A 25,603-nucleotide genomic window follows, 5' to 3' on the forward strand; every position below is an offset into this window, starting at 1 on the left:
GATTCAGAACGGGATCACGACTTTTAGAGCCTATTCACCAGGGGGCGAGTGCGCAAAAAGCGCTTTGAGATGAGCAGTGAAAGCGCAGCGCACAACCAAGCCAGTGATGTCACTCCCCAGGCTTGGCTGCTTTGCAGGCCGCTCGGGCCTGATTTTTTTGCCAACCAACTGGGCAGCGATCGTACTCAATTTATGAGGCCGCATGGCTTTGTCATTGCGAGCGATCTGATCGGCGCCAAGCACTCAGGTTCGCTTGGCGCATGCGCGTCGGCGCGAAGGCCTGCGAAGCGTTCAACTGCTGCGCGAGGGGTCAGGATCAAAGCTGGCGCCTGGCGGTAAAGGTGCATTGGCGCCCACGAGCATGTGGGCCATGCGCGGCGCAACAGGCCGCGGCAGAGGGGCCGCTTGCATGCCAGCAGCATTGCGTTGACGCTCGTCACGGCCTGCATTGACGCCGCTGCGTTGACTGCGCGCTCCGTTGCGCAAATAGCGGTTGCGCGCGTCGTAGCGCGGCACAAAGCGAGAGAGCTCCGTCAAGGCCATTTCATAAACGCCGCGCTTGAACTCCACAACCACGTCCAATGGCACCCAGTAATCGTTCCAGCGCCAAGCATCGAACTCTGGGTGATCGGTGGCGCGCAAGTTCAGATCCCAGTCATTGCCCAGCAATTGCAGCAAATACCAAATCTGCTTTTGGCCTCTGTAATGACCACGAGCGTCGCGGCGAATAAAGCGATCGGGCACCTCATAGCGCAACCAGTCACGGGTACGGGCAATGATGCGCACATGATGGGGATGCAGGCCGACTTCTTCATGCAGTTCCCGATACATGGCCTGCTCGGGTTTTTCACCACGATCAATCCCCCCTTGAGGGAATTGCCAACTGTGCGTCTTGATTCGCTTGCCCCAGAAAACCTGGTTTTTCTGGTTGAGCAATATGATGCCGACGTTCGGTCTGAAACCTTCCCTGTCCAGCATAATTGCACCTTTTTTGTAACTGGGCCGTATTATGCCTTGCGCGCCCGCTGGCGCAATCGGCGCATACCCGAACACGCGCTCGGTTGGCTGTTTGCGGAAGCCCCTGCTCCCAGCGGCCTGCCAAGCATGGGCAGCGGCAAGCAGTGTGCCCGGCCCCAAGAGCATCTGCGATGAAAGCATCGACGTTTTTTATTTCCACCTACAAAGAAGCGCCCGCCGACGCCGAAGTCATCAGCCATCAGCTCATGATGCGTGCTGGGCTGATCCGGCGCGTCAGTGCAGGGATCTACACCTACATGCCCATGGGCTTACGCGTGCTGCACAAGGTGCAGGCCATTGTGCGTGAAGAGATGAACCGCGCAGGAGCCGTGGAGATGAGCATGCCCATGGTGCAGCCCGGCGAGCTCTGGCAAGAGACTGGACGCTTCGAAAAAATGGGGCCGGAGTTGCTGCGCGTGCTCGACCGCCATGGGCGGGACTTCGTCATTCAACCCACCAGTGAAGAAGTCGTCACCGATGTGGCGCGCAATGAGCTGCGCAGCTACAAGCAGCTGCCGGTGAACTTCTACCAGATCCAGACCAAGTTCCGTGATGAGCGCAGGCCACGCTTTGGGCTGATGCGCGGGCGCGAATTCATCATGAAGGATGCCTACAGCTTCGACAAGGATGTGGCGGGCGCGCAGCGCAGCTACGAAAGCATGCGCCAGGCGTACCGCAGCATCTTTGATCGCTTTGGCCTGCGCTACCGCGCTGTGGCGGCTGACAGCGGCGCCATTGGCGGGGATTTGAGCGAGGAATTCCAGGTCATCGCTGCCACGGGCGAAGACGCCATCATCTACGCGCCCGAGAGCGACTACGCCGCCAATCTGGAAAAGGCCGAGGCCCTGGCGCCCCAGCAGCCGCGCGCGGCCGCCAGCGCCGCGCTGCAAAAAACGCCCACGCCCGGCAAGAGCACCTGCGCCGAAGTGGCCCAACTGCTGGGCGTGCCGTTGCAGCGCACGGTCAAATCGCTGGTGCTGGCCACCGATGAGCTCGATGAGCAGGGCGCTGCGGTTGGCACGCAGATCTGGCTGTTGCTGCTGCGCGGTGACCATGACATGAATGAGATCAAGGTCGGCAAGGTGCCTGGCCTGGATGCAGGCTTTCGCTTTGCCAGCGAGGCCGAAATCGCAGCGCACTTTGGCAGCAAACCCGGCTATCTGGGCCCCGTCGGCCTGGACCGCGAAGGTGCTCGCGCTGTGAAGATCGTGGCCGATCGCGAGGTGGCTGTCATGGGCGATTGGATCTGCGGCGCCAACGAGCCCGACTTCCATTACACCGGTGTGAACTGGGGCCGCGATTTGCCCGAGCCCGAGCAGGTGGCTGATCTGCGCAACGTCGTGGCTGGGGATTTGTCGCCCGATGGCAAAGGGGTGCTGGCGGTCGAGCGCGGCATTGAGGTGGGGCACATCTTTTATCTGGGCACCAAATACAGCCAAGCCATGGGGGCCACCTTCCTGGATGAGGACGGCAAGCCACGCTGCTTTGAAATGGGCTGCTATGGCATTGGCATCTCGCGCTTGCCTGCGGCAGCCATCGAACAGAACCATGATGAGCGCGGCATCATCTGGCCCGACGCCATCGCGCCCTTCACGCTCGTGATCTGCCCGATCGGCATGGACCGCAGCGAGGCCGTGCGAGAGGCGGCAGAGCAACTGCACGCCGAGCTGCTGGCCAGCGGCGTAGACGTGATCCTGGACGATCGTGGCGAACGCCCCGGCGCCATGTTTGCCGACTGGGAGCTGATTGGCGTGCCGCACCGTGTCGTGATTTCGGAACGGAATTTGAAAGAAGGTCAGGTTGAATACCAGCACCGTCGCCAAACCAACGCAGAAAGGGTAACATTGGGTAACGTTACGGCCTTTCTGCAAGATCGTGGCGTGTTGTAGAAACCTGCCTCAAGTCCTGTGCGCTGTCCCTCGTGTGGTGCTGCTGGAGAAGGGGCAGCAACTGGCGCCAGCCGCTTTTTCATGAGGCACGGCGGCGCGCAAGACTTTCTCGACGATGGTGACGAACAACAGCAAGCACAAACATGATGCGGCAGACAGGGCAGAGGAGAGGACCCATCTGCCAGCAAGCCAAGCGGCCCACATCACCCGGCGGCGCCTGCTCAGCCTGGGTACAGGGGTCTTGGCAGCGCCGGCCGCGTCTTTGTGGCCATGGCAAGAGACAGTGGCCCAGCAACTGGAAGAGCCCTTGGTCGATTCCGTGCGCTCGGCATTGCAGGCGGCCATTGCCAATGCCACCCCGCCAGAGCCCGTGTTCGCGGACACTGCCAGCCGTCTGGCCTATCTTCGCTGGCTGACGGCTACCAGCGACAAGCTGGCGCGGCGCATGCCCAGCGTGGCGGTGCGCCACGAGTTCCTTCAAACGGTTTGGTACGAAAGCAAACGCGCCGGCCTTGACACGGCGATGATTCTGGGTCTGATCCAGGTAGAGAGCGGCTTTCGCAAGCATGTGGTTTCACACGCTGGTGCTTTGGGCTACATGCAGATCATGCCGTTTTGGACGCGTGTGATTGGCGATGGCGATCCTGCCAAGCTGTTTCACATGCAGACCAATCTGCGCTTTGGCAATGTCATCATGCGCCACTACCTGGACATTGAAAAAGGCAATCTGTTCATGGCCCTTGGGCGCTACAACGGCAGCAGGGGACGAGCCACCTACCCCAATGCAGTGTTTGCCGCCCAGCGCCAATGGGAGTTTGAGGATCGGCACAGCCAGTCACCGGCAACAAAGACTGAGACTGCTGCGGCAGGGTGAAATTTTCCCGCGATTGCGATATTCTTGAGGTCCAGGGTTGAGAGAAGCACGACACATTTTCTTGGTGGGAGTTTGCAGCGGCTTAAGGCCGCTGCTTTTTCTTGGCCTGCCTTGGCCCGCGCCATCCCATCGAAAATGTGCTTGTGCCCATCAGTGCGCTGGCGCGCTCAGGTTGGCGGCTTCCTGGTCCTTGGGCTCCATGCCTTCTGCGCACAAGCGGGTGACCAACACCTGATCGATGCGGTAGCTGTCCACGTCCATGACTTCGAACTTGTAGCCGCCCCAGTTGACCGAGTCCGTGCGGCGCGGGATGCGGCGCAGCATCACCATCAAAAAGCCCGCCATGGTGTCGTAGTCCTCGAAGTGCGGGAATTCAGCGATATGCAGCGCATGGACCACATCCTCAATGGGTGTGATGCCATCGATGAGCCACGAGTGTTCGTCGCGCTGCACGATCAGCTCCTCATCGTCTGGCCCGATCAGGTCGCCCATGACTGTGCTCATGACATCGTTGAGGGTGACCACGCCCACCACCAGGCTGTATTCGTTGACCACCACGGCAAAATCTTCGCCAGCCTGGCGGAACTGCTCCAGAGTTTCGGCCAGCGACAGCCGGTCGGGAATCACCAGCGCCTTTTGCAGCAAGCTGTCATCGCTCAAGGAAATGGGCTGGTTGTTCAGCGCTCGCTGCAGCAGATCCTGGGCATCGACATAGCCGATCACGTGGTCGATGTCGCGGTCGCACACCGGATAGGTGGAGTAGGGCTCAGCCCCGATTCGGGCCCGGATCAGCGCATCGCTGTCGTTTTGCAGGAAAAATGCAATGCGATCCCGGGCCGTCATAGCGCTGGTCACTAGGCGGTTGTCCAGGTCGAAGAGATTGGCGATGACGCGCTGCTCGTTCTGGGCAAGTACCCCGGCCTGGGTGCCGGCCTCGGTCATGGCCAGAATGTCCTCGGAGGTGATGCGCTCGTCACGCAACATGGGCAAGCCCAATACCTTGAAGACCAAATCGCTGATCTTGCTGTAGAACCACACCAAGGGCTTGAGCAGCGTGATCACCAGCAGCATGGGCCGGTAAACCCGCATGGCCACGCGTTCGGGCTCAACCATGCTCAGGCGCTTGGGCAGGATGTCGGAAAACAGAATGAACAGCGACGTGATCAACAGGAATGAAATCCAAAACCCCAATGTGCTGGCATGGTTGCTATCCAGCCAATGCGCCAGCACGCTGCTGATGAAGGGGCTGAAAGCACCTTCGCCGATGATGCCGCCGAGGATGGCAATGCCGTTCTGCGCCACCTGCACGACGGTAAAGTAGTCGCCCGGCTGCTCCTGCATCTGCAATACCTTGGGCGCGCGCTGGTCGCCATCTGCGGCCAACTGGCGCAGGCGAATGCGCCGCGAGGCTGCCAGGGCAATTTCCGCCATCGAGAAAAAGCCGCTGGCGACGATGAGCACGACGATCAAGAACAGGCTTTGCTGGGTGGACATAAAGACAAGGGCCTCATCCCATGATTGAGCGCCCGCAGCAAAATCGTAAACGGGCACTCAGCACAGCAGGCAACAGGCGGCACGCTTTTGGGCCTGCGCGCCATGTGACTTTCAGGGACGTCGGCGCCCGCCAATAGCCAAGCCGCTGTGCTGCAACGGCGATATACCACCTTTGTGCCCGGATTTGTTGCGGTTGCCGGCATTGCCACTGCGGCGGCGTGTGCGTTCGGCCATGCTGTCCACGCTAGTGCGCATAGGGTCTGGTTGGCGACCGCTGTCACCGCGATAGGCTGGGGCCAGAGACATTCCCGCCTGCGTGCCCAGGTGCGCATCGGCGCGCAGCATAGGATCTCGCGGCGAGCGCTGTTGGCCCGAGGCGTTGCCCGTACCTCGCGGCTTATTGGCGCTGCGCTGCGATTTGTTGGACGGCGCACGGGCCCGCGTTGGAGCGTTCGTTGCCCCTGCGGCCTCATCTTTGGTGGCCGGCGTACTGCGCGCTGGGCGATTGCTGCGACCTCCAGCGCGGAAGCGGTTGCGCCGCTTGATGGGCTTGCCGTTGGCATCCAGCGGGCGCTGGGATGTAGGCGCGCTGTGCTCCGCATCTGCATTGCTTTGCGCTTGCTGCTCGTGCGGATCTTGCGATGGGCCCGATGGCTCGGCTGCAGGCTGTGCTTTCTTGCGGCTGGGGGCGGTGTTCTTCTTGGCGCTGATGCGCTCGAGCATTTCGCGCCGTGCGGCCTTGGCGGCGGCCTGCATGACTTCGCGGCTGGGTGGCTTGCCGGCTCCGCCCCAAAGGGTTTGGCGTCCCATTGCGATGGGCTCTGCCACTTCGCCTTCTGCGGGGCCGAACTCGGGCATGGGCTCGACGGGGATCTCCTGCTTGGTGAAGCGCTCAATCTCCATCATGAAGCCTTCTTCGTCGAGGCAAACCAGGCTGACGGCATGGCCCTCGTTGCCTGCGCGGCCCGTGCGTCCGATGCGGTGCACGTAGTCCTCAGGTACGTTGGGGATTTCGTAGTTGACGACGTGCGGCAGCTCGTCGATGTCGATGCCGCGCGCGGCGATGTCTGTGGCCACCAGCACGCGCAGCTCGCCGGACTTGAAGCGCGACAGCGCCTGCGTACGCGCCGACTGGCTCTTGTTGCCATGCAATGCCATGGCGGAAACGCCATTCTTGTTGAGGAATTCGGCCACATGGTTGGCGCCGAACTTGGTGCGGGTGAAGACCAGCACCTGGCTCCAGTCGCGCGAGGTAATGATGTGCAGCAGGGCGGCCTTTTTCTGCTGGCGCCCAACAGGGCAAATCACCTGGCTGATGCGCTGCACGGTGGTGTTGGGCGGCGTGACCTGAATGTGCTGCGGATTGCGCAGCAAGCCCTGCGCCAGCTGTTTGATCTCATTGCTGAACGTGGCTGAGAACAGCAGCGATTGCTTTTGCGCCGGCAACAGCGCCAGCACCTTGCGCACGTCGTGGATGAAGCCCATGTCGAGCATGCGGTCGGCTTCGTCAAGCACGAGGTACTGCACCCCGCTCAAATCCACATGGCCCTGGGCATGCAAGTCCAGCAGGCGGCCGGGCGTGGCCACCAAAATGTCCACGCCCTTTTGGATGCGCTGGATCTGCGGCGTCATGCCAACTCCGCCAAAAATCACGGTGGACTGGATGTCCAAGTACTTGCTGTAGGCGCGGATGTTGTCTTCGATCTGCGCGGCCAGCTCACGGGTGGGGGTGAGGATCAGGGCGCGGATGGCTCGGGCCTGGCCTGCGGGCGCCGGGGCCTGGCGCAGGCGCTCAAGCAAGGGCAGGGTGAAGGCGGCTGTCTTGCCAGTGCCGGTCTGGGCGCCTGCGAGCAGGTCGTGCCCGGCAAGAATCAGAGGAATGGATTGGGCTTGAATGGGAGTGGGCTGGGTGTAGCCCAACTCTGTCACGGCCGCGATGATGTCGGCCGACAGCGTCAAGGATTCAAATGTCACAGCAAAGGGCACTCAAGGGTGCTCGGGGTTGGGTTATTGCCCGCAGCCAGCAAGGGCTGCTGGGCTGCGCAGTACAGGGCGGTAGGCGTTGTTGATTAGAATTGTGCGGCTGTGGAAAGCGCGGTCCAGCCAGCCGGGGCAACGCAACGAGGGTCTGTGGTTTTGGTCGACTGCAATCCAAAACGCGCGCATTCTCTCATAAGTAGCGCCGCTGTGCGGATTTTTATGTATCCGTATGAAATCTTCCCTGCAATGGGCCCTGTACCCGAAGTGGGCCGATCCCATGCCCACGGCCAGCCCGCGTGGCGTTTGTTTTTTTAGGAATTGATTTTTCAATGGCACAGTATGTGTATTCGATGAACCGTGTGAGCAAGACGGTTCCGCCCAAGCGGCAGATTCTCAAAGACATTTCCCTGAGTTTTTTTCCGGGGGCGAAGATTGGCGTACTGGGCCTGAACGGTTCGGGCAAGTCCAGCCTGCTGAAGATCATGGCCGGGCTGGACAAGGAGATCGAGGGCGAAGCCATCCCCATGCCGGGCCTGAAAATCGGCTATCTGCCGCAGGAGCCTCAGCTCAACCCTGAGCAAACCGTGCGCGAATGCGTGGAGGAGGCCATGGGCGAAGTGCTGGCCGCGCGCGCCGAGCTGGAAAAGGTGTATACCGCCTATGCCGAGCCCGATGCGGATTTCGATGCGCTGGCCGCCGAGCAGGCGCGCCTGGAGGGCATCATTGCCGCGGCAGGCACGGACTCTGAGCACCAGCTGGAAATTGCCGCCGATGCCTTGCGCTTACCCCCTTGGGATGCTGTCATTGGCCACCTCTCGGGCGGGGAAAAGCGCCGCGTGGCGCTGTGCCGTCTGCTGCTGTCCAAGCCCGACATGCTGCTGCTCGATGAGCCGACCAACCACCTGGATGCCGAAAGCGTGGATTGGCTGGAGCAGTTCCTGCAGCGCTTTCCGGGCACTGTCGTGGCCATTACGCACGACCGTTATTTCCTCGACAACGCGGCCGAGTGGATCCTGGAGCTCGACCGTGGCCATGGCATCCCCTACAAGGGCAACTACAGCGAATGGCTGACGCAAAAACAGGCGCGCCTGGAGGCCGAGCAAAAGGGCGAGGAAGCCCGCGCCAAGGCGCTGAAGAAAGAGCTGGAGTGGGTGCGGCAGAACGCCAAGGGCCGCCAGGCCAAGAGCAAGGCTCGCATTGCTCGCTTCGAGGAGCTGTCGGACTACGAATACCAAAAGCGCAACGAGACGCAGGAGATCTTTATCCCTGTGGCCGAGCGCCTGGGCACCAAGGTGATCGAGTTCAAGAACGTGAGCAAGTCCTTTGGCGACCGCCTGCTGATCGACAACCTCAGCTTCAACATCCCGGCTGGCGCCATCGTGGGCATCATTGGCCCCAACGGCGCGGGCAAGTCCACGCTGTTCAAGCTCATTGCCGGGCGCGAACAGCCCGACAGCGGTACGGTGGAGATTGGGCCGACCGTGCAAATGGCCTATGTGGACCAAGCGCGCGATGACCTGGCCAACGACAAAACCGTCTGGGAGGACATCTCTGGCGGGCTGGACATCATCACTGTGGGCAAATTCCAGATGCCCAGCCGGGCCTATGCCGGCCGCTTCAACTTCAATGGCGGCGACCAGCAGAAAAAGGTCGGCAACCTCTCCGGCGGGGAGCGCGGTCGCCTGCACTTGGCCAAGACCTTGCTGACTGGTGGCAATGTGCTGCTGCTGGACGAACCTTCGAACGATTTGGACGTAGAAACGCTGCGCGCGCTCGAAGACGCCTTGCTCGAATACGCGGGCACGGTGTTGGTCATCAGCCACGACCGCTGGTTCCTTGACCGCATTGCCACGCACATTTTGGCTGCTGAGGGCGACAGCCAGTGGGTATTCTTCGACGGAAACTACCAAGAATACGAAGCTGACAAGAAAAAGCGTCTGGGTGAAGAAGCTGCACAGCCCAAGCGGGTGCGCTTCAAGGCGCTGAAATAACCGGCGTGCGCCTTTGTTGCGCCGGGCTCTTGGTTCTCGTCGACTTCGGACGAAAGCAAAGGGCCCGCGCCAGACGCTGAGTGAGGCGGCTGCCGGGGGCGGCCAGCGAGTCGGCAGCATGGCATGGACAGGCACAGACCCATGCCGACGTAGAGGAGGAATGACCCATGGTGCAAAACCAGGCCAACTGGCCAATATTCAGAAACGGGGTGGTTGCAGCTTTGCGCGAGAGCTCGGGTCTGATTCGCCGGGTGCTGCGCGACACTGGTGCGCGGGTGGCCCAAAATCAGGAGGGCGGCGCTGGCCCTGCCAATCCACAGCTGATTTCCAAGGCATTGCGCTGGATGGATTTGCATCATGAGCAATGGGTGCAGGCCTACCCGGGCTATTTGTTGCAAGCCTTCTCGGAGGTGCTGGAGTTCGATCCTTACAGCCAAGATGATGAAGTCATCTCAGGTCTTGGGGATATTGACCTGCACACCACGTTTTCGATCCAGTCCAAATCTGACCTGATGCATGTACACCGCACTTTGGAAGCGGCGGTGGAAAACGCTCTGGAGCGCTTGGATGGCCTGGTCAGCGCGGCGCGGGGCTACGACTACATCCGCAGCAACCGCAACCCTCTGCGGCCGGAGAACTACCTGCATGCCATGCAGAAAATGCTCGAAGCCAGCGAAGGAGAGGAAATCGTCAGGGTTTTGATCCTGAAAAGCTTTGCCGCCGCGTTGGCGCCGGTGCTCAACCGCACCTATTTCCTGCTGACCAATCAAATGTCCGAGGCAGGCATTGAGTCGGTGCAAAAACGGGCCACAGGCTTTGGCGCCATGACCACTGGCTTTGGTGATGTGTCCTATTTGCAGGTCAACGCCATCGATCCGGCTGCAGAGCGGTTGCTCACCAGAGAGGAGCTACTCGAAGGCCTGGGGGCGGATGCTGCGCACTACATGCTCAAAAGCAAAAAGTTGCTTCAGGCGGGGGCACAAGAGCGCGCCGACTCCAACGCTGTTGCTCCGCCAGCTCCACCGCAGAGTTCGGCGCGCCCCATGCCGCCCCAGCAAGCCCCAAGCCCAACATCGACAACAGTGTCAATGGGGGGCGAGGTGAGCGAAGGCAAGCTCAGCAGCCTGCAGGATTTGCTGCTTGCCGTGGTGAGGGACGTGGCCCACCTGCAGCCTTTGAAGGAAATCGTGGCGCAGCTGCAGCCCTGCCTGCGTCGCCTGGTACAAAACGACCCGGCGTTCCTGCGTGATGCCCATCATCCGGCGCGCTTGTTCTTGAGCAAAGTCCAGGCAGTTGCCAAACAGTTCCCCCATGTGGATAGCCCTGGATGCCAGGATTTTCTGCGCCGAGTGGCCAGCATCAGCGCCACCGGTCGCCTGGCGCAAGCCCGCTCGGCAGAGCCTTTCAAACTGGCCTACGCCCAGTTGCAAGCGGGCGAGATGGGAACAGCAGCTGTGACGACGGCGCAGGCATCGCAGGCTGCAGCGCGCACGCATCACTCAGGCCAACCAGTCGCAGCAAAGCCTGCACCCTCACCCCAGGCTCAGGCCTTGTTCGATGCCGTTGTGACACGGGCCCAGGCTTTGCCATTTTTTGCTGCTGCCGACCCTTGGGTGCAGAAGTTCATTGCAGGGCCCTGGGCCAAGGTCATCGTGCGTGCGATTTTGCGACAGGAGCCGCAGCAGGGAGCTGGCCTGGATGTACAAACCCTGCTGGCCAAAGATCCCAAGGGCTATGCGGCTCTGGTGCCGCTGCTGCTCACCAGTGTGCAAAAGCAGTATTTGCAGCAGGCCGAACCAGGTTTGCTGCACTCCATTGCCGAAATGCACCAAAAGCTGCATGTGGGTTTGCTGAGTGTGGGGGTTGATCGCAATCAGGCCGAATCGGTCATTGCCAAGATCAAAAAGCTGCACCAGCAAGCCTTGGCAGCGGCAGCTGCTGCTGCCCCAGCAGGAGCCTCCGCCGCGGCTCAATCCCATGGCGGCACCCTGCCCAAGTTGACGCATGAGCACATGGCAGACCAACAAGCCCCATCGTCTGAGGCGCTACCAGCTGAAGGCACAGGCCAGCTGCCCGACGCCTTGCAGCAAATGCGGGTGGGCCAGTGGTACATGATCGGCGAGACAGGGCAGCCATTGCGCACCCAGCTGACCTGGGCCAACCCCGAGCGGGGGCTGATGATGTTCACGTCTGCCGATGGCAGCAACCAAACCATGACCTACCGCCGCCTGGTGCAGCTGTACCAGCAGGGGCACTTTACGGCTCTGAACGAATAAAAGAGCCTGCCGCTGAGTGCCCGAAAGGCCTTTGAACAAGCTTTGGGCTTGACGCAGGAAGGACGGCGCCCCTATGCCCCGGCCTGCGTTTTGGCCTCCCCCAGCTCGATCAAGACAGGCGCATGGTCGCTGGGCTTTGGCCACTTGCGCGGAGTGCGGTCAATCCAGCAGCGCTGCAGCTTTGGGCGCAGCGCAGTGCTGACGAGGATGTAGTCGATGCGCAGCCCACGGTTTTTCTGAAAACCCAGCATGCGGTAATCCCACCACGAGAAGCTTTTCTCGGGCTGCTCAAAGCAGCGGAAGGCATCCACCAGGCCCATATCCAGCAAATCCTGAAAGGCCTGGCGCTCCTGCTGCGTGTGATGAATGCTGCCGCGCAAGCCTTCCGGATCCCAGGAGTCGCAGTCCTGCGCAGTGATGTTGAAGTCGCCCATCAACACCAGATACTCGTATTGCTGCAGCTGCGCCTGCACGAACTGCTTGAGGTGCGCCAGCCAGTGCATCTTGTAGGCAAACTTCTCGCTGCCAGGCTCCTGGCCATTGACGAAATAGGCATTGATAACCCGCAGCTGGCCCCATTCCGAGTCCACGCTGGCGCTGATGACGCGCGACTGTGGATCGTCCAGACCCGGCAGATTGCGCACCACTTCATGCGCCGGGCTGCGGTGCAGCAGCGCCACACCGTTGTATGTGGGCTGGCCCAGCACCGTGGCGCAGTAGCCCGATTCCTGCAACTGCGCGTGGGGAAAGCGCTCGTCGGTCAGCTTGAGCTCTTGCATGCCCAGCACATCCACCGGATTGGCCTGAAGCCACTGCTGTACCTGTGGCAGGCGCACATTGAGTGAATTCACATTCCAAGAGGCGAGGGTCAGTGCCATGGGTTTGGAGAGCAAAGGAAAAGAAAATGGCCGTGCCGCAGACGAGCCGGGCAAGGCCATGCAAAGACTTTGAAAATAGTGCTCAAGTAGCGGAGCTGCTCGGCGGAACGTAGCCAGCCGCCTGATCGGCGCCCGTTCCGAAAAAGTGCTGCTCCATCTGGCGCGCCAGGTACTGGCGTGCGCGTGCATCGGCCAGGTTCAGGCGGTTTTCATTGACCAGCATGGTCTGGTGGCGCAGCCAGGCGTCCCAGGCCTCCTTGCTGACGTTGTTGAAAATGCGTTGGCCAAGTTCCCCAGGGTAGGGGGGGAAGTCCAGACCGGGGGCTTGGGTGCCCAGCTTGATGCACTGAACCATGCGGGTCATTGCGCGATGCTCCTTGGGAGTGTTGGGGTAAGAGATGATGCTGCGAAATGCCTGCGCCGCCGGATAGGCGGCGCAGCTCAAAGGTCCTTAGGTTGGTGGCCAGCGGTCTCAGCGCAGACGACTGATCTCGCGCTGAATGCCCTCGATGTCAGCCTGCACGCGCTCGATATTTGCCTTGAGTTCTGCCGTGCGCTCAATGTAGCCCTGGGGGTTGCGCAACTCCAACGCCGTGCGCACAGGAGCGCCGTTGTTGTATTCAGCCTCCAGCGTGGCCAGACGCTCTTTGGATTTGCGCAATTCGGCTTCCAGGATGGTGCGGGCATCGGCATCGCGGTTGCGCTGCGTGGATTGATCGACCCTGGGCGCATTGACCGGTGCGGGGGCGCTGCTTTGTCGTTGACTGCCGCCTGAGGAGGATGAGGATGTGCTGCGCCGCGCTGCCGGAGCCCTTCCAGAGCTTTGGATGACGGTGACATTGCCACCCTCGACAAGCCTGCACCCCTGGCGCTTGGATGCGCCCGAGGCATTGGTGTACTCATTGCCGCAGCGGTAGACGCGCTCTTGCGCGAAGGCGGCAGTCCCCAGGACTGCGAGCACCAAAGCGATCACGCTGGATTTTTTCATGACGACACTCTCTCATTGATTGGAATCACCGGCTGCCAATGCTGCATGCCGTGGGTCTGTACAGGCCAAGGCATGGGGCGATGCGGCCCTGACGCCAATTGCAGCGCCTTATCTGGCTGACGACGCGCATTTTCGGCATCGATTCTAAACCAAGCCCCCCTTGAAGAGGCCCTGCGGCAGACTGTGCTGGACAAGACAAGAGGGTTGGAAAAATGCGTCCGATCAGGCGCTTAGAGCGCGTTGGGCCGATTCGATGGTGTTGGCCAGCAGCATGGTGATGGTCATGGGGCCGACGCCACCGGGCACAGGGGTAATCCAGGAGGCCACTTGCTGCACTTGCTCAAAGTCCACATCGCCGCAGAGTTTGCCCTGAGCGTTGCGGTTCATGCCCACGTCGATGACCACGGCCCCGGGCTTGACCATCTCGCGCGTGATCAGCTTTTCCTTGCCTACGGCCGCAACCAGTACATCCGCCTGGCGCGTGATGGCCCCTAGATCGGCTGTGGCGCTGTGGCAGACGGTGACGGTGGCGCTGCGCGCCAGCAGCATCATGGCCATGGGCTTGCCAACGATGTTGCTGCGCCCGACGACCACGGCGTGCTTGCCGCGCAGCTCATAGTCGATGGCGTCCAGCATTTGCAGGCAGCCGTGCGGCGTACAGGGCCAGAAGCCGCCTGGCAGGCCGGTCATCAACGCGCCGGCGCTGGCGACGTGAAAGCCATCGACGTCCTTTTCCGGGGCAATGGCTTCGATCACGGCATCGGCATCCAGATGCTTGGGCAGGGGCAGCTGTACCAGGATGCCGTGAATGCTGGTATCCGCATTGAGCGTTGCGATGTGCCCAAGCAGCTCTTCCTGGCTGGTCTGGGCCGGCAGCTTTTGCAGCACGGAGTGGATGCCTGTTTCCTCACAGGCCTTGATCTTGTTGCGTACGTAGACCTGCGAGGCCGGGTCCTCGCCCACCAGCACCACGGCCAGCCCGGGGCGCAGGCCCTGGTCGGTCAGGGCCTGGGCTTGCTGGGCGATTTGCTGTCGCAGTTTTTTCGAAAGGGCAAGGCCGTCGATGAGTTGGGCGGGCATGGTGTCAAGTCGTCACGAAGGGAGGGGGCGGAAAGTCCGCAGAAAAAAAGTTTCAGAACCCGTTTTGCACAGGCTCTCATCGCCTGTTTTCAGGCCACTGGGCCGCCCAGGGCCACCTTGAGCAGATCGGCCACGGTGTTGGCGCCGAGCTTTTCCATGATGTTGGCGCGGTGCGCTTCCACCGTCTTGATGCTGATGTTCAGGTCATCGGCAATTTGCTTGTTCAGGCGCCCGGCGACGATGCGCTCGAGCACTTGGGATTCGCGCGCCGTCAGCTTGGCGAGCAGGGCTTCGCGCGTGGCCGCTTGCTGCTGGTTGGCAAAGCTGCTTTGGGCCTGTTCGAGCATGCGCGCCACCAAGCCGGTGATGGCTTGCTCTTCAAAAGGTTTTTGGATGAAATCGACCGCGCCTTTTTTCATGGTTTCCACGGCCATGGGCACGTCGCCGTGGCCAGTGATGATGGCCACGGGCAGGGCAGGGCAGCGCTCGACCAGCGATTCCTGCAGTTCCAGCCCGGACATGCCGCCCATGCGGATGTCAGTGATCAGGCAGGCGACCTCGCGCGGGTCGTAGTGGCTCAGAAAGGATTCGGCGCTGTCAAAGCAGCGCACATGGAAGTCGCGCCCCTCCAGCAGCCACTGCAGAGAGTCGCGGATGGCCTCATCGTCATCCACGATATAAACCGTGCCTTTTTTATTGCCAATCGTCATGCCATCGTCCTGTCATGGTGTGGGGGTGCATTGCCGCAGCCCCCCTGCTTGTACGGGACGCTGGGGCAGGCCACAGCGGGGCCTGTGCGGGGGCTTGGGCTCAGGGCTGCGCCGTCCTTCAGCCCAAAATGGGATCGGCTGGTCCAGCCTCGGGCGCATGTGGGTTCTGCGCGGCCGGCAGCCAGAAGGAAAATTCACAGCCTGTTACCAGGGCGTCATTGTAGAGGTTGCGCACTTGCATTTTTCCTTGGTGGGATTCGATGATGCTGCGGCACAGATTCAGGCCGATGCCCATGCCATCTTGCTTGGTGGAATAAAACGCATCAAAGAGGTGCTGCAAGACTTCTTCGGGCAAGCCGGGGCCTTGGTCTGCAATGCGAAACCGCAGGCCTGTACCGTCGCGGTGCACGATCAGCTCGATGCCGCGCCGCTGCGGCGGCAGATCAGCGCCATCAATGGCCTCGGCGGCATTTTTCAACAGGTTGATCAGCACCTGCTCAATCAGGATGGCATCGGCATGCAGTGGCGGCAAATGGGCTTCGGTTTGCACGCTCAGACGCACATTGCGCCGGCGGATTTCGATGTTGGCCAGCTCGACGGCCTCGCCAACCAGGCGCTGGGCCTGGCAGGGCTCGCGCTGCGACTGGCTGCGTTGCACGAAGGAGCGAATGCGGTGGATGACTTGCCCAGCGCGCACAGCCTGGTGGGCGGTCTTCTCCAGCGGCAGCAGCAGCTGCTCCTTTTCGATGGAATTGCTCTGAATGCGCGCAATCATGCCGCCCACGTAGTTGCTGATGGCTGCCAAGGGTTGGTTGAGCTCGTGCGCCACGCTGGAGGCCATCTCCCCCATGGTCATCAGGCGGTTGACGCTTTCCATTTTCTGTATCTGACGTGAGGCCTGTTCCTCGGCCTGCTTGCGCTTGCTGATGTCCGTGGCAATCAGCATCTGCGCCAGTCGGCCATCGACCCATTCGAGGTAGCGAGAGCGCACCTCCAGCCATTTGCCCAAGGATTCGACGTAAATTTCGGCGCGCTCGGAGCTGGCGCTGGTGAGCATGTCCGCCGGCAGGCCCATCAGCAAATCCTCGGGCTCCGCATCGCTTTGGCCCTCCGCGCTGCCTTGCTGAGCTTGGCTGGAGCTGCGCTCGCCAGCTTGGGCCAGCATTTGCAAATGCCCGGCACTGTGCGTGCCAAACCATTGGCGGTAAAGGCGGTTGGCAAACAGCAGCTCTTTGCTGCCCAGCGGGGTGATGCTGATGGAGGCATCGAGCGATTCGAGCACCAGCGTGAAGCGCTCGTGTGCGGTGGCCAGCTGCTGGCGGATGCGGTTGGGTTCGGTGATGTCGTTGATGGTGGTCAGCCAACCGACCTGCGTGCCGCTCTCGTCGCGCAGCGGCGTCAAAAAAACCCGGGCATCGAACGAGGTGCCATTCTTGCGCCGCATCCTCAGCTGCAAACCACCCGGATAGTGCCTGCCATCGAGCTCGGCCTGGAAGCGCTGCTGCAAAATCTCCCGATCCTGGCGCGGCCAGTAGGGGAAGGGCGCCTTCATGCCCACCATTTCGTCCTGGCTCCAGCCCACCATGCGGCTGAAGGCCGCGTTGGTATAGGTCGTCGTGCCCTGCATGTCCAGTGCGCGGATGCCGGTGGTCAAGGCGTTTTCGATTGCCAGGCGGAAGTTGTACTCCTGGCGTAGATGGCGCTGCGTTTGCAAGCGCCTGCGGCTCAAGCGCCAGTTCATCCACAGCATGCCCACTGTGCTCAAACCCAGCAGCAGCAGCAGCAGCGACAGCGCGCGCGTGGTCATGTCCCGGTCGGAGCGATACAGAGCCACATTCAGGCGCCATTGCCCTCCCAGCGCCTGCACAGGCACGGCCAGTTGCGTCGGGGCCTGCTGAGCAGGATCCCAAGCGAAGCTGGCTTTGGCATCAGCAGCTTGTGCCGGCGCTGCGCCAGCAATGAGCTGGCCTTGCGCATCGAGCAATGACACAGCCAGGCCATTGGTCAGGCGCGCCTCGTTCAACGCGGCATTGAGCAGCAGGTGCGGCGCGTACTCCGCCATCACCGCCCCAAGCGGGTGGCCGTTGATTGCGATGGGGATGAAAAACTGCAGCACGGCCGGATGGACTTCCTGGCTTTGCTGCTCTTGCCCGGCTACGCTGCGCCAATGGCTTTGCAGCGCATCCTCGGGCGCGATGCCATGCACCACTTGCCCCAGATTGCGGCGCAGGCTGCTGGGGACCATGGCCGAATGGTGGCTGCTGACAACGCGCTGGCTGGCATCGAACCAGGTCAGCGCGTACAGCGCCCGGTCACGCCCGATGAGCGTGCGTGCGCCCTGGTCAAAGCCAGTGTTGGAGTTGGGCGAGAGCATGTCCAACACCAGACGCTGGATTTGATCCTGCCGCGAGAGCAGCTGCTCGTTCAAGCGCAGCAGCAGAAACTGTGTGTGCTGCTGCAGCAGTTGCTTCTCACGGGCCTGCTCCTCACTGCGCAGGAAGCCATACGCCCCAGCCATGACGAGAACAAACAGCACCACGGACAGCAGCGGAATCAGCACGCTGAGCCGCTCCAGGCGCAGCCAAGTGGGCGTTTTCTTGCCATTGGCAGCGCGGATGGGGTTGTGCAGCGGGGAGGCGGTTTCGGGCATGCGCAGGGCGGGCAAGGGGGAAATGCCCATGCCCAAGTCGTCAAAGAAAAGGGGGCTTATTGTGCCGGCCCGTTGCAATGGCCTGGCCAAACCTCTCAAGAAGCCTTTGCGGCCGCAGAAATCCGCTTTAATTTTCTTGATGCGAAAAACACTGTCTCAATTTGAAAAACCCTCCCGGCAAACGTGCGACACTTCAGCCGCTGCCACCCCTGTTGCCACCCCTGTGATGGGCGCCCCGCCCGCTCGCTTTGTATGAAGGCGGGCGGGCCGGTGGCAGGTAAAGATTCCGCGTTTCCCCTAGGTATTGCCGCTGCCTTTCTGGCTGCTGAGCCCGGTGGACTCGGGTAGATTTCCAGCGGTGTGCTGCAAAGCATCGTGATTTCATGAAATGGAGACTGGACGATATGAGCGATCAGACAAGCATGACGGGCAAGGCACTGGCGGCCACGGACGCCGTGGACACCGACGCCCAGGAAACCCGCGAGTGGCTGGATGCGCTGTCCGCCGTGATCGACCGCGAGGGCGCCGAGCGGGCGCACTTTCTGATCGAGGAGCTGCTGGAGCACGCGCGCCAGCACAGCATCGACCTGCCGTTTTCCGCCACTACCGGCTACGTCAACACCATCGAGCCTGAGCAGGAGGCGCGCTGCCCCGGCAACATCGCCCTTGAAAAGCGCCTGCGCGCCTACATGCGCTGGAACGCCATGGCCATGGTGGTGCGCGCCAACCGCCTCAACCCCGACGACGGGGGCGATCTGGGCGGGCACATTGGCTCGTTCGCCTCGCTGGCCTCCATGCTGGGCGCGGGTTTCAACCACTTTTGGCACGCCGAGAGCGAGTACCACGGCGGCGACTGCCTCTACATCCAGGGCCACAGCGCGCCGGGCATTTACGCGCGCGCCTATCTGGAAGGGCGCATCACCGAGGCGCAGATGGACAGCTTCCGCCAGGAGGTCGATGGCAAGGGCCTGTCCAGCTACCCGCACCCCAAGCTGATGCCCGAGTTCTGGCAGTTCCCCACCGTCAGCATGGGCCTGGGGCCGCTGATGGCCATTTACCAGGCGCGCTTTCTGAAGTACTTGCAGGCGCGCGGCATCGCCAACACCGAGGGGCGCAAGGTCTGGGCCTTCATGGGCGATGGCGAGATGGACGAGCCCGAGAGCCTGGGCGCCATTGGCCTGGCCGCGCGCGAAAACCTGGACAACCTGATCTTCGTCATCAACTGCAACCTGCAGCGCCTGGACGGCCCGGTGCGCGGCAACGGCAAGATCATCCAGGAGCTGGAGGGCGAGTTCCGCGGCAGCGGCTGGAACGTAATCAAGCTGATCTGGGGCAAGGGCTGGGACGAGCTGCTGGCGCGCGACAAGAGCGGCAAGCTCAAGCAGCTGATGATGGAGACGCTGGACGGCGACTACCAGGCGCTGAAGGCCAACGACGGCGCCTACGTGCGCAAGCACTTCTTTGGCAAGTACCCGGAGACGGCCAAGCTGGTCGAGCACATGAGCGACGATGAGATCTGGGAGCTGCGCCGCGGCGGCCACGAGCCGAGCAAGGTGTACGCGGCCTTCCACGCCGCGCACCACCACAAGGGCCAGCCCACGGTGCTGCTGGTCAAGACGGTGAAGGGCTACGGCATGGGCAAGGCCGGCGAGGGCAAGAACACCGTGCACCAGACCAAGAAGCTCAGCGACGAGGACGTGCGCTACATCCGCGACCGCTTCGGCATCCCCGTGCCCGACAGCGAGCTGGACAAGCTGCCCTACTACAAGCCGGCCGACGACACGCCGGAGATGAAGTACCTGCACGAGCGCCGCCAGGCCCTGGGCGGCTACCTGCCCAAGCGCCGCACCAAGGCCGACGAGAGCTTCACCATCCCCAGCCTGGAGACCTTCAAGGCCGTGCTGGAGCCCACGGCCGAGGGCCGCGAGATCAGCACTACCCAGGCCTTCGTGCGCTTTCTCACGCAGCTGCTGCGCGACAAGGCCTTTGGCCCGCGCGTGGTGCCCATTTTGGTGGACGAGGCGCGCACCTTCGGCATGGAAGGGCTGTTCCGCCAGATCGGCATCTACAACCCGCGCGGCCAGCAGTACACCCCGGTCGATAAAGACCAGGTGATGTACTACAAGGAAGCCACCGACGGCCAGATCCTGCAAGAAGGCATCAACGAAGCCGGCGGCATGGCCAGCTGGATTGCGGCGGCCACCAGCTACAGCACGTCCAACCGCATCATGATGCCGTTTTACGTGTTCTATTCCATGTTCGGCTTCCAGCGCGTGGGCGATCTGGCCTGGGCCGCGGGCGACATGCAGGCGCGCGGCTTCTTGCTGGGCGGCACCAGCGGGCGCACCACGCTCAACGGCGAGGGCCTGCAGCACGAGGACGGGCACAGCCACATCCTGGCCGGCACCATCCCCAACTGCATCAGCTACGACCCCACCTTCGCGCACGAAGTGGCCGTCATCCTGCACCACGGCCTCAAGCGCATGGTGGAAAAGCAGGACAACGTGTTCTATTACCTGACCCTGCTCAACGAAAACTACGCCATGCCCGGCCTCACGCCCGGCACCGAGGAGCAGATCATCCGCGGCATGTACCTGTGCCAGCGCGGCGCGCAGGCGCCCGTGCAGCGCGTGCAGCTGCTGGGCAGCGGCACCATCTTGCGCGAGAGCATCGCCGCCCAGGCCCTGCTGGCGCAGGACTGGGGCATTGCCGCCGACGTGTGGAGCTGCCCCAGCTTCAACGAACTGGCGCGCGACGGCCAGGACTGCGCGCGCTGGAACCTGCTGCACCCCACCGAGACGCCGCGCCAGCCCTTCGTGGCGCAGCAGCTGGCCGGGCACGAGGGGCCGGTGATCGCCGCCACCGACTACATGAAGAACTACGCCGAGCAAATCCGCCCCTTCATGCCCAAAAACGAGCAAGGCGCGGCCCGCAGCTACACCGTGCTGGGCACTGACGGCTTTGGCCGCAGCGACTTCCGCCGCAAGCTGCGCGAGCACTTCGAGGTGGACCGCCACTACATCGTGCTGGCCGCGCTCAAGGCCCTGGCCGACGAGGGCAAGCTGCCCGCCGCGCGCGTGGCCGAGGCCATCGCCAAATACGGCATCCAGGCCGACAAGATCAACCCGCTGCACGCCTGAGGCGGCCAGGAAGGAGACAACACATGGCATTGGTTGAAGTCAAGGTCCCCGACATTGGCGACTTCTCGGACGTGGCCGTCATCGAGCTGTTGGTGCAGCCCGGCGACGCGGTGAAGGCCGAGCAAAGCCTGATCACCGTGGAGAGCGACAAGGCCAGTATGGAAATCCCCAGCAGCCACGCTGGCGTGGTCAAGGAGCTGAAAGTCAAGCTGGGCGACAAGGTCAGCGAAGGCGCCGTCGTGCTGCTGCTGGAGGCCGAAGGGGCGGAAGAAAAAACGGCCCCAGCGCCCGCTGCGCCAGCGCAAGCAGCTATCAAAAACGAAGCAAGCGCCGCGCCGGCGGAACCAGCACCGGCAGCGGCAGCCCCCGCCGCCAGCGGCCCGGTCGAAGTGCGCGTGCCCGACATTGGCGACTTCAAGGACGTGGCCGTGATCGAGGTGTTCGTGCAGCCGGGCGACACGGTGAAGGTGGAGCAATCGCTCATCACCGTGGAGAGCGACAAGGCCAGCATGGAAATCCCCAGCAGCCATGCGGGCGTGGTCAAGGAGATGAAGGTCAAGCTGGGCGACAAGCTCAACATGGGCGACGTGATCGCCGTGCTGGAGGCGGCTGCGCCGCCGGTTCAGCGTTCGGCGTCTGGCGTTGAGCGTGAATCTGCGCCCGCGCCCGCTGCGGCCTCTGCCGCCGCTGCATCCGCTTCTTCCCCCTCTCCCGCCCAGGCAGGAGAGGGCAGGGCGGTCGCCAACGCTGGCACCGCCGCCCCCGCCCACGACCCCACCAAACCCCCGCTGGGCCTGCCCCACGCCAGCCCCAGCGTGCGCAAGTTCGCGCGCGAGCTGGGCGTGCCGCTGGCCGAGGTCAAGGGCAGCGGCCCCAAGGGCCGCATCACGCAGCAGGACGTGCAGCAATTCACCCAGGCCGTCATGGCCGGCAGCCTGCAAACCCAGGCCCAGGCCGCCCGCGCGCCCGCCAGCAGTGCAGGTGTTGGCGGCGCCGGGCTGGATCTGCTGCCCTGGCCCAAGGTGGACTTCGCCAAGTTCGGCCCCGTCGAGGCCAAGCCGCTGTCACGCATCAAGAAGATCAGCGGCGCCAACCTGGCGCGCAACTGGGTGATGATCCCCCACGTCACCAACCACGACGATGCCGACATCACCGAGCTCGAAGCCCTGCGCGTGCAGCTCAACAAGGAAAACGAAAAGAGCGGCGTCAAAGTCACCATGCTCGCCTTCCTCATCAAAGCCTGCGTGGCGGCGCTGAAGAAATTCCCCGAATTCAACGCCAGCCTGGACGGCGACAACCTGGTCTACAAGCAGTACTGGAACATTGGCTTCGCCGCCGACACCCCCAATGGCCTGGTCGTGCCCGTCATCAAGCAGGCCGACGCCAAGGGCGTGATGCAAATCAGCCAGGAGCTGGCCGAACTCAGTAAAAAAGCCCGCGACGGCAAGGCCAGCCCGGCTGACATGCAGGGCGCGACCTTCACCATCAGCAGCCTGGGCGGCATTGGCGGCACCTACTTCACGCCCATCATCAACGCGCCCGAAGTGGCCATCCTCGGCGTATGCCGCAGCGAAATGCGCCCGCGCTGGAACGGCGAGAAATTCAAGCCCCGCCTGATGCTGCCGCTGTCCTTGAGCTACGACCACCGCGTCATTGACGGGGCGGCGGCTGCGCGCTTCAACGCCTATCTGGCCCAGGTGCTGGCGGACTTCCGCCGGGTCATGCTGTGAGCTTGGTTTCTGCCGCTGCCGCCACGGCCGCACCAGCCGCGTCTGGCGTGCCTGACATGCCTGATGCGCCGGCCGCGCTGGCTGTGCAGGCTGTGCAAGAGGCCCTGCGCGGCCTGCGCGCTCCCGTGGGCGTGTTCGACGCAGGCATTGGCAGCTACGCGCTGGTGCGGCTCATCCAGCAGCGCTGCCCGTGGCAGGACGTGATTTACCTGGCCGACCGCGCCAGCTTCCCCTATGGCGGCAAAACGCCTGCTGAGCTGGCCCATGCCGTGGAAGCGGCCATCGCCGCCCTGGCGCGCTGGGGCGCGGCGGCGGTGGTGCTGGCCTCCAACGCGCCCTCCGTCATGGTGCTGGACGCCGTGCGCCCGCGCAGCCCCGTGCCCGTGCTGGGCGTGCTGCCGCCCGTGCGCGAGGCGCTGGCGCGCTCGCGCAGCGGTCAGGTGGCGCTGCTGGGCGTGGCCTCGCTGGCGGGCAGCCCGCAAATCATCGACTACGTGGCGCGCCAGGCCCAGGGCCGCCCGGTGCGGGTGGTCAATGCCTCGCCCCTGGTCGAGCTGGTGGAAAGCGGCGCTTTCCTGTCCGACCCGGCCGGCACGCAAGCGCTGGTCAGCGACTTCATGCAGGCGCTGCGCCAGCAGCAGCCGGGGCTGGACGTGTGCACGCTCTCGTCCACCCATCTGCCCTGGCTGCGCCCCTTTTTCGAGCAGGCCGCGCCCGGCCTGGCCTTTCTGGACCCGGCGCAGACCGTGGTGGACGAGCTGGCCGCGCGCCTGCCCGCCCCGCCGCCGGAGGGCGCGGCGGCGCACGCTGGCCCTGCTGATGGCGCTGATGGCGCTGATGGCGTGGGCCGCGTGGTCTGCCTGGCCACCGCCTCGCCCGCCTACCCGCTGGCGGGCCTGCAAGACATGCTGGCGCGGCTGGGCGTGAGTCTGCCCGTGCACGCCGTGCAAGTTCTGCCCGCGCCGCTGCCTGCCCAACTTTGAATTGAACAAAAACAGGAGACTTTCCATGTCCACCATCGACATCCAAGTGCCCGACATCGGCGACTTTGCCGACGTGGCCGTCATCGAACTGCTGGTGCAGCCGGGCGACACGGTGAAGGTGGAGCAGTCGCTCATCACCGTGGAGAGCGACAAGGCCAGCATGGAAATCCCCAGCAGCCACGCGGGCGTGGTGAAGGAATTGAAGGTCAAGCTGGGCGACAAGGTCAGTCAAGGCACGGTCATCCTGACGCTGGAGGCCAGCGAGGCCAGTGCTGCGGCGAACCCTCCCCCGCTGGGGGAGGGTAGGGTGGGGGCAAGCGCCTCCACCCCAGCGGCGGTGGCCGCGCCCTCACCCCAACCCGCGCCCCAACCCGCGCCCCAAGCCGCCAGCTACCAAGGCAGCGCCGATGTGCAATGCGACGTGCTCGTGCTCGGCGGCGGCCCCGGCGGCTACAGCGCGGCCTTCCGCGCCGCCGATCTGGGCCTGAACGTGGTGCTCATCGAGCGCTACGCCACGCTGGGCGGCGTGTGCCTGAACGTGGGCTGCATCCCGTCGAAGGCGCTGCTGCACGTGGCCGCCGTGATGGACGAAGTGGGCCACCTGGCCGCGCTGGGCGTGAACTACGGCGCGCCCAAGCTCGACATCGGCAAACTGCGCGCCCACAAGGAAAAAGTCATCGCCAAGCTCACCGGCGGCCTGGGGGCGATGGCCAAAATGCGCAAGGTGAAAGTGCTGCGCGGCTATGGCAGCTTCGTCGGCGCCAACCATGTGCAGGTGGAAGAAACCAGCGGCAGCGGGCAAGAGAAAACCGGCGCCAAGCAAGTCGTGCAATTCCAGCGCGCCATCATCGCCGCGGGCAGCCAGGCCGTGCGCCTGCCCTTCATGCCCGAAGACCCACGCGTGGTCGATTCCACCGGCGCGCTGGCCCTCAAGGGCGTGCCCAAACGCATGCTGGTGCTGGGCGGCGGCATCATCGGGCTGGAGATGGGCACCGTCTACAGCACCCTGGGCGCGCGCCTTGACGTGGTGGAAATGATGGACGGCTTGATGCAAGGCGCCGACCGCGATCTGGTCAAGGTCTGGCAGAAGATGAACGCCCCGCGCTTTGACCACATCATGCTGGGCACAAAAACTGTGGCCGCCCGCGCCACCGACGCGGGCATCGAAGTCACCTTCGAGGGCGAAGGCGCGCCGCCGCCGCAAACCTACGACCTGGTGCTGCAAGCCGTGGGCCGCAGCCCCAACGGCAAGAAAATCGGCGCCGAAAACGCCGGCGTGGCCGTCACCGAGCGCGGCTTCATCCCCGTGGACGTGCAAATGCGCACCAACGCGCCGCACATCTTCGCCATTGGCGACATCGTGGGCCAGCCCATGCTGGCGCACAAGGCCGTGCACGAGGCGCACGTGGCAGCCGAAGTCATCGCTGGTGAGCTCAAGGGCGACGAAAAGCTGGCCCGCGCCGCCTTCAACGCCCGCGTCATCCCCAGCGTGGCCTACACCGACCCCGAAGTCGCCTGGGTCGGCCTGACCGAAGACCAGGCCAAGGCCCAGGGCGTGAAGGTGAAAAAAGGCCTGTTCCCCTGGAGCGCCTCCGGCCGCGCCATCGCCAACGGCCGCGACGAAGGCTTTACCAAACTGCTGTTTGACGAAGCCACCCACCAGATCGTGGGCGGCGGCATCGTCGGCACGCACGCGGGCGACATGATTGGCGAAATCGCCCTGGCCATCGAAATGGGCGCGGACGCCATCGACATCGGCAAGACCATCCACCCCCACCCCACGCTGGGCGAGAGCATCGGCATGGCCGCCGAGGTGGCGCACGGCAGCTGCACGGACTTGCCGCCGCAGAAGCGCTGAGCGCTCAAGCCCCCAAAGAAGGGGCCAGCGGCGCAGCCAGCACATGGCGTTATTACGAGGGAGGA

At 63.3% G+C, this 25,603-nt stretch carries 17 protein-coding genes; 8 read left to right on the plus strand and 9 right to left on the minus strand.

Going from position 1 to position 25,603, the window contains the following annotated elements:
- Positions 1-291: 291 nt before the first annotated feature.
- The gene (locus CLI93_RS00925; protein WP_420823100.1) at positions 292-978 is read right to left on the minus strand and encodes an RNA pyrophosphohydrolase; all 687 of its coding nucleotides are present in this window, start codon (positions 976-978) and stop codon (positions 292-294) included.
- 170 nt (positions 979-1,148) lie between these two features.
- Between CLI93_RS00925 and CLI93_RS00930 the strand changes: the two genes are divergently transcribed.
- Positions 1,149-2,906 carry a proline--tRNA ligase gene (locus CLI93_RS00930; protein WP_095541973.1) on the plus strand — a complete coding sequence of 586 codons (1,758 nt, stop codon included), beginning with the start codon at positions 1,149-1,151 and terminating at the stop codon, positions 2,904-2,906.
- Positions 2,907-3,189: 283 nt separating this feature from the next.
- Complete coding sequence (locus CLI93_RS00935) at positions 3,190-3,780, plus strand: lytic transglycosylase domain-containing protein (protein WP_338066613.1); 591 nt, start codon at positions 3,190-3,192, stop codon at positions 3,778-3,780.
- Positions 3,781-3,930: 150 nt separating this feature from the next.
- Here the strand turns inward: CLI93_RS00935 and paeA are convergent, their stop codons facing one another.
- The gene (gene paeA / locus CLI93_RS00940; RefSeq protein WP_095541975.1) at positions 3,931-5,274 is read right to left on the minus strand and encodes a polyamine export protein PaeA; all 1,344 of its coding nucleotides are present in this window, start codon (positions 5,272-5,274) and stop codon (positions 3,931-3,933) included.
- A gap of 111 nt (positions 5,275-5,385) precedes the next feature.
- On the minus strand, positions 5,386-7,248 hold the full coding sequence (locus CLI93_RS00945) for a DEAD/DEAH box helicase (RefSeq protein WP_095541976.1): 1,863 nt from the start codon (positions 7,246-7,248) through the stop codon (positions 5,386-5,388).
- A 335-nt stretch (positions 7,249-7,583) separates the two neighbouring features.
- Between CLI93_RS00945 and ettA the strand changes: the two genes are divergently transcribed.
- Positions 7,584-9,245, plus strand: coding sequence for an energy-dependent translational throttle protein EttA (gene ettA, locus CLI93_RS00950; RefSeq protein WP_095541977.1), 1,662 nt, complete (start codon positions 7,584-7,586; stop codon positions 9,243-9,245).
- 167 nt (positions 9,246-9,412) lie between these two features.
- Positions 9,413-11,521: a DUF1631 family protein gene (locus tag CLI93_RS00955; RefSeq protein ID WP_095541978.1), complete on the plus strand. Its 2,109-nt coding sequence runs from the start codon at positions 9,413-9,415 to the stop codon at positions 11,519-11,521.
- A gap of 71 nt (positions 11,522-11,592) precedes the next feature.
- Here the strand turns inward: CLI93_RS00955 and xth are convergent, their stop codons facing one another.
- The 6 genes from xth to CLI93_RS00985 form a co-directional block, all read right to left on the minus strand.
- Positions 11,593-12,393, minus strand: a complete 801-nt coding sequence (gene xth / locus CLI93_RS00960) for an exodeoxyribonuclease III (RefSeq protein ID WP_095542025.1) — start codon at positions 12,391-12,393, stop codon at positions 11,593-11,595.
- A gap of 88 nt (positions 12,394-12,481) precedes the next feature.
- Positions 12,482-12,763, minus strand: a complete 282-nt coding sequence (locus CLI93_RS00965; RefSeq protein ID WP_095542026.1) for an oxidative damage protection protein — start codon at positions 12,761-12,763, stop codon at positions 12,482-12,484.
- A 108-nt stretch (positions 12,764-12,871) separates the two neighbouring features.
- Positions 12,872-13,387, minus strand: coding sequence for a hypothetical protein (locus CLI93_RS00970; protein WP_095541979.1), 516 nt, complete (start codon positions 13,385-13,387; stop codon positions 12,872-12,874).
- A gap of 222 nt (positions 13,388-13,609) precedes the next feature.
- Positions 13,610-14,467, minus strand: a complete 858-nt coding sequence (folD, locus tag CLI93_RS00975; protein ID WP_095541980.1) for a bifunctional methylenetetrahydrofolate dehydrogenase/methenyltetrahydrofolate cyclohydrolase FolD — start codon at positions 14,465-14,467, stop codon at positions 13,610-13,612.
- An 89-nt stretch (positions 14,468-14,556) separates the two neighbouring features.
- Positions 14,557-15,177, minus strand: a complete 621-nt coding sequence (locus CLI93_RS00980) for a response regulator transcription factor (RefSeq protein ID WP_095541981.1) — start codon at positions 15,175-15,177, stop codon at positions 14,557-14,559.
- A 118-nt stretch (positions 15,178-15,295) separates the two neighbouring features.
- Positions 15,296-17,857: a PAS domain-containing sensor histidine kinase gene (locus CLI93_RS00985; protein WP_095541982.1), complete on the minus strand. Its 2,562-nt coding sequence runs from the start codon at positions 17,855-17,857 to the stop codon at positions 15,296-15,298.
- Positions 17,858-18,231: 374 nt separating this feature from the next.
- Between CLI93_RS00985 and aceE the strand changes: the two genes are divergently transcribed.
- From aceE to lpdA, 4 genes are read left to right on the plus strand one after another with little or no spacing between them, the layout of a single operon-like run.
- A complete protein-coding gene (aceE, locus tag CLI93_RS00990) occupies positions 18,232-20,967 on the plus strand; it encodes a pyruvate dehydrogenase (acetyl-transferring), homodimeric type (RefSeq protein ID WP_095541983.1) in 2,736 nt (911 codons plus the stop codon).
- Positions 20,968-20,990: 23 nt separating this feature from the next.
- Positions 20,991-22,697 (plus strand): dihydrolipoyllysine-residue acetyltransferase, encoded by a 1,707-nt coding sequence (aceF, locus tag CLI93_RS00995; RefSeq protein WP_095995825.1) that lies wholly within the window; start codon positions 20,991-20,993, stop codon positions 22,695-22,697.
- Positions 22,698-22,753: 56 nt separating this feature from the next.
- A complete protein-coding gene (locus CLI93_RS01000) occupies positions 22,754-23,680 on the plus strand; it encodes a glutamate racemase (RefSeq protein WP_095542027.1) in 927 nt (308 codons plus the stop codon).
- 25 nt (positions 23,681-23,705) lie between these two features.
- Positions 23,706-25,538, plus strand: coding sequence for a dihydrolipoyl dehydrogenase (lpdA, locus tag CLI93_RS01005; protein WP_095541985.1), 1,833 nt, complete (start codon positions 23,706-23,708; stop codon positions 25,536-25,538).
- Positions 25,539-25,603 lie beyond the last annotated feature (65 nt).

The sequence above is a fragment of the Vandammella animalimorsus genome, assembly GCF_002288875.1.
Lineage (GTDB): Bacteria > Pseudomonadota > Gammaproteobacteria > Burkholderiales > Burkholderiaceae_C > Lampropedia > Lampropedia animalimorsus.

Coding starts and splice junctions, on each gene's coding strand:
- CLI93_RS00925 (WP_420823100.1), bottom strand. CDS start 978: ATGCTGGACAGGGAAGGTTTCAGACCGAACGTCGGCATCATATTGCTC.
- CLI93_RS00930 (WP_095541973.1), top strand. CDS start 1,149: ATGAAAGCATCGACGTTTTTTATTTCCACCTACAAAGAAGCGCCCGCC.
- paeA (WP_095541975.1), bottom strand. CDS start 5,274: ATGTCCACCCAGCAAAGCCTGTTCTTGATCGTCGTGCTCATCGTCGCC.
- ettA (WP_095541977.1), top strand. CDS start 7,584: ATGGCACAGTATGTGTATTCGATGAACCGTGTGAGCAAGACGGTTCCG.
- CLI93_RS00955 (WP_095541978.1), top strand. CDS start 9,413: ATGGTGCAAAACCAGGCCAACTGGCCAATATTCAGAAACGGGGTGGTT.
- CLI93_RS00965 (WP_095542026.1), bottom strand. CDS start 12,763: ATGACCCGCATGGTTCAGTGCATCAAGCTGGGCACCCAAGCCCCCGGT.
- CLI93_RS00970 (WP_095541979.1), bottom strand. CDS start 13,387: ATGAAAAAATCCAGCGTGATCGCTTTGGTGCTCGCAGTCCTGGGGACT.
- folD (WP_095541980.1), bottom strand. CDS start 14,467: ATGCCCGCCCAACTCATCGACGGCCTTGCCCTTTCGAAAAAACTGCGA.
- CLI93_RS00980 (WP_095541981.1), bottom strand. CDS start 15,177: ATGACGATTGGCAATAAAAAAGGCACGGTTTATATCGTGGATGACGAT.
- CLI93_RS00985 (WP_095541982.1), bottom strand. CDS start 17,857: ATGGGCATTTCCCCCTTGCCCGCCCTGCGCATGCCCGAAACCGCCTCC.
- aceE (WP_095541983.1), top strand. CDS start 18,232: ATGAGCGATCAGACAAGCATGACGGGCAAGGCACTGGCGGCCACGGAC.
- aceF (WP_095995825.1), top strand. CDS start 20,991: ATGGCATTGGTTGAAGTCAAGGTCCCCGACATTGGCGACTTCTCGGAC.
- CLI93_RS01000 (WP_095542027.1), top strand. CDS start 22,754: ATGCCTGATGCGCCGGCCGCGCTGGCTGTGCAGGCTGTGCAAGAGGCC.
- lpdA (WP_095541985.1), top strand. CDS start 23,706: ATGTCCACCATCGACATCCAAGTGCCCGACATCGGCGACTTTGCCGAC.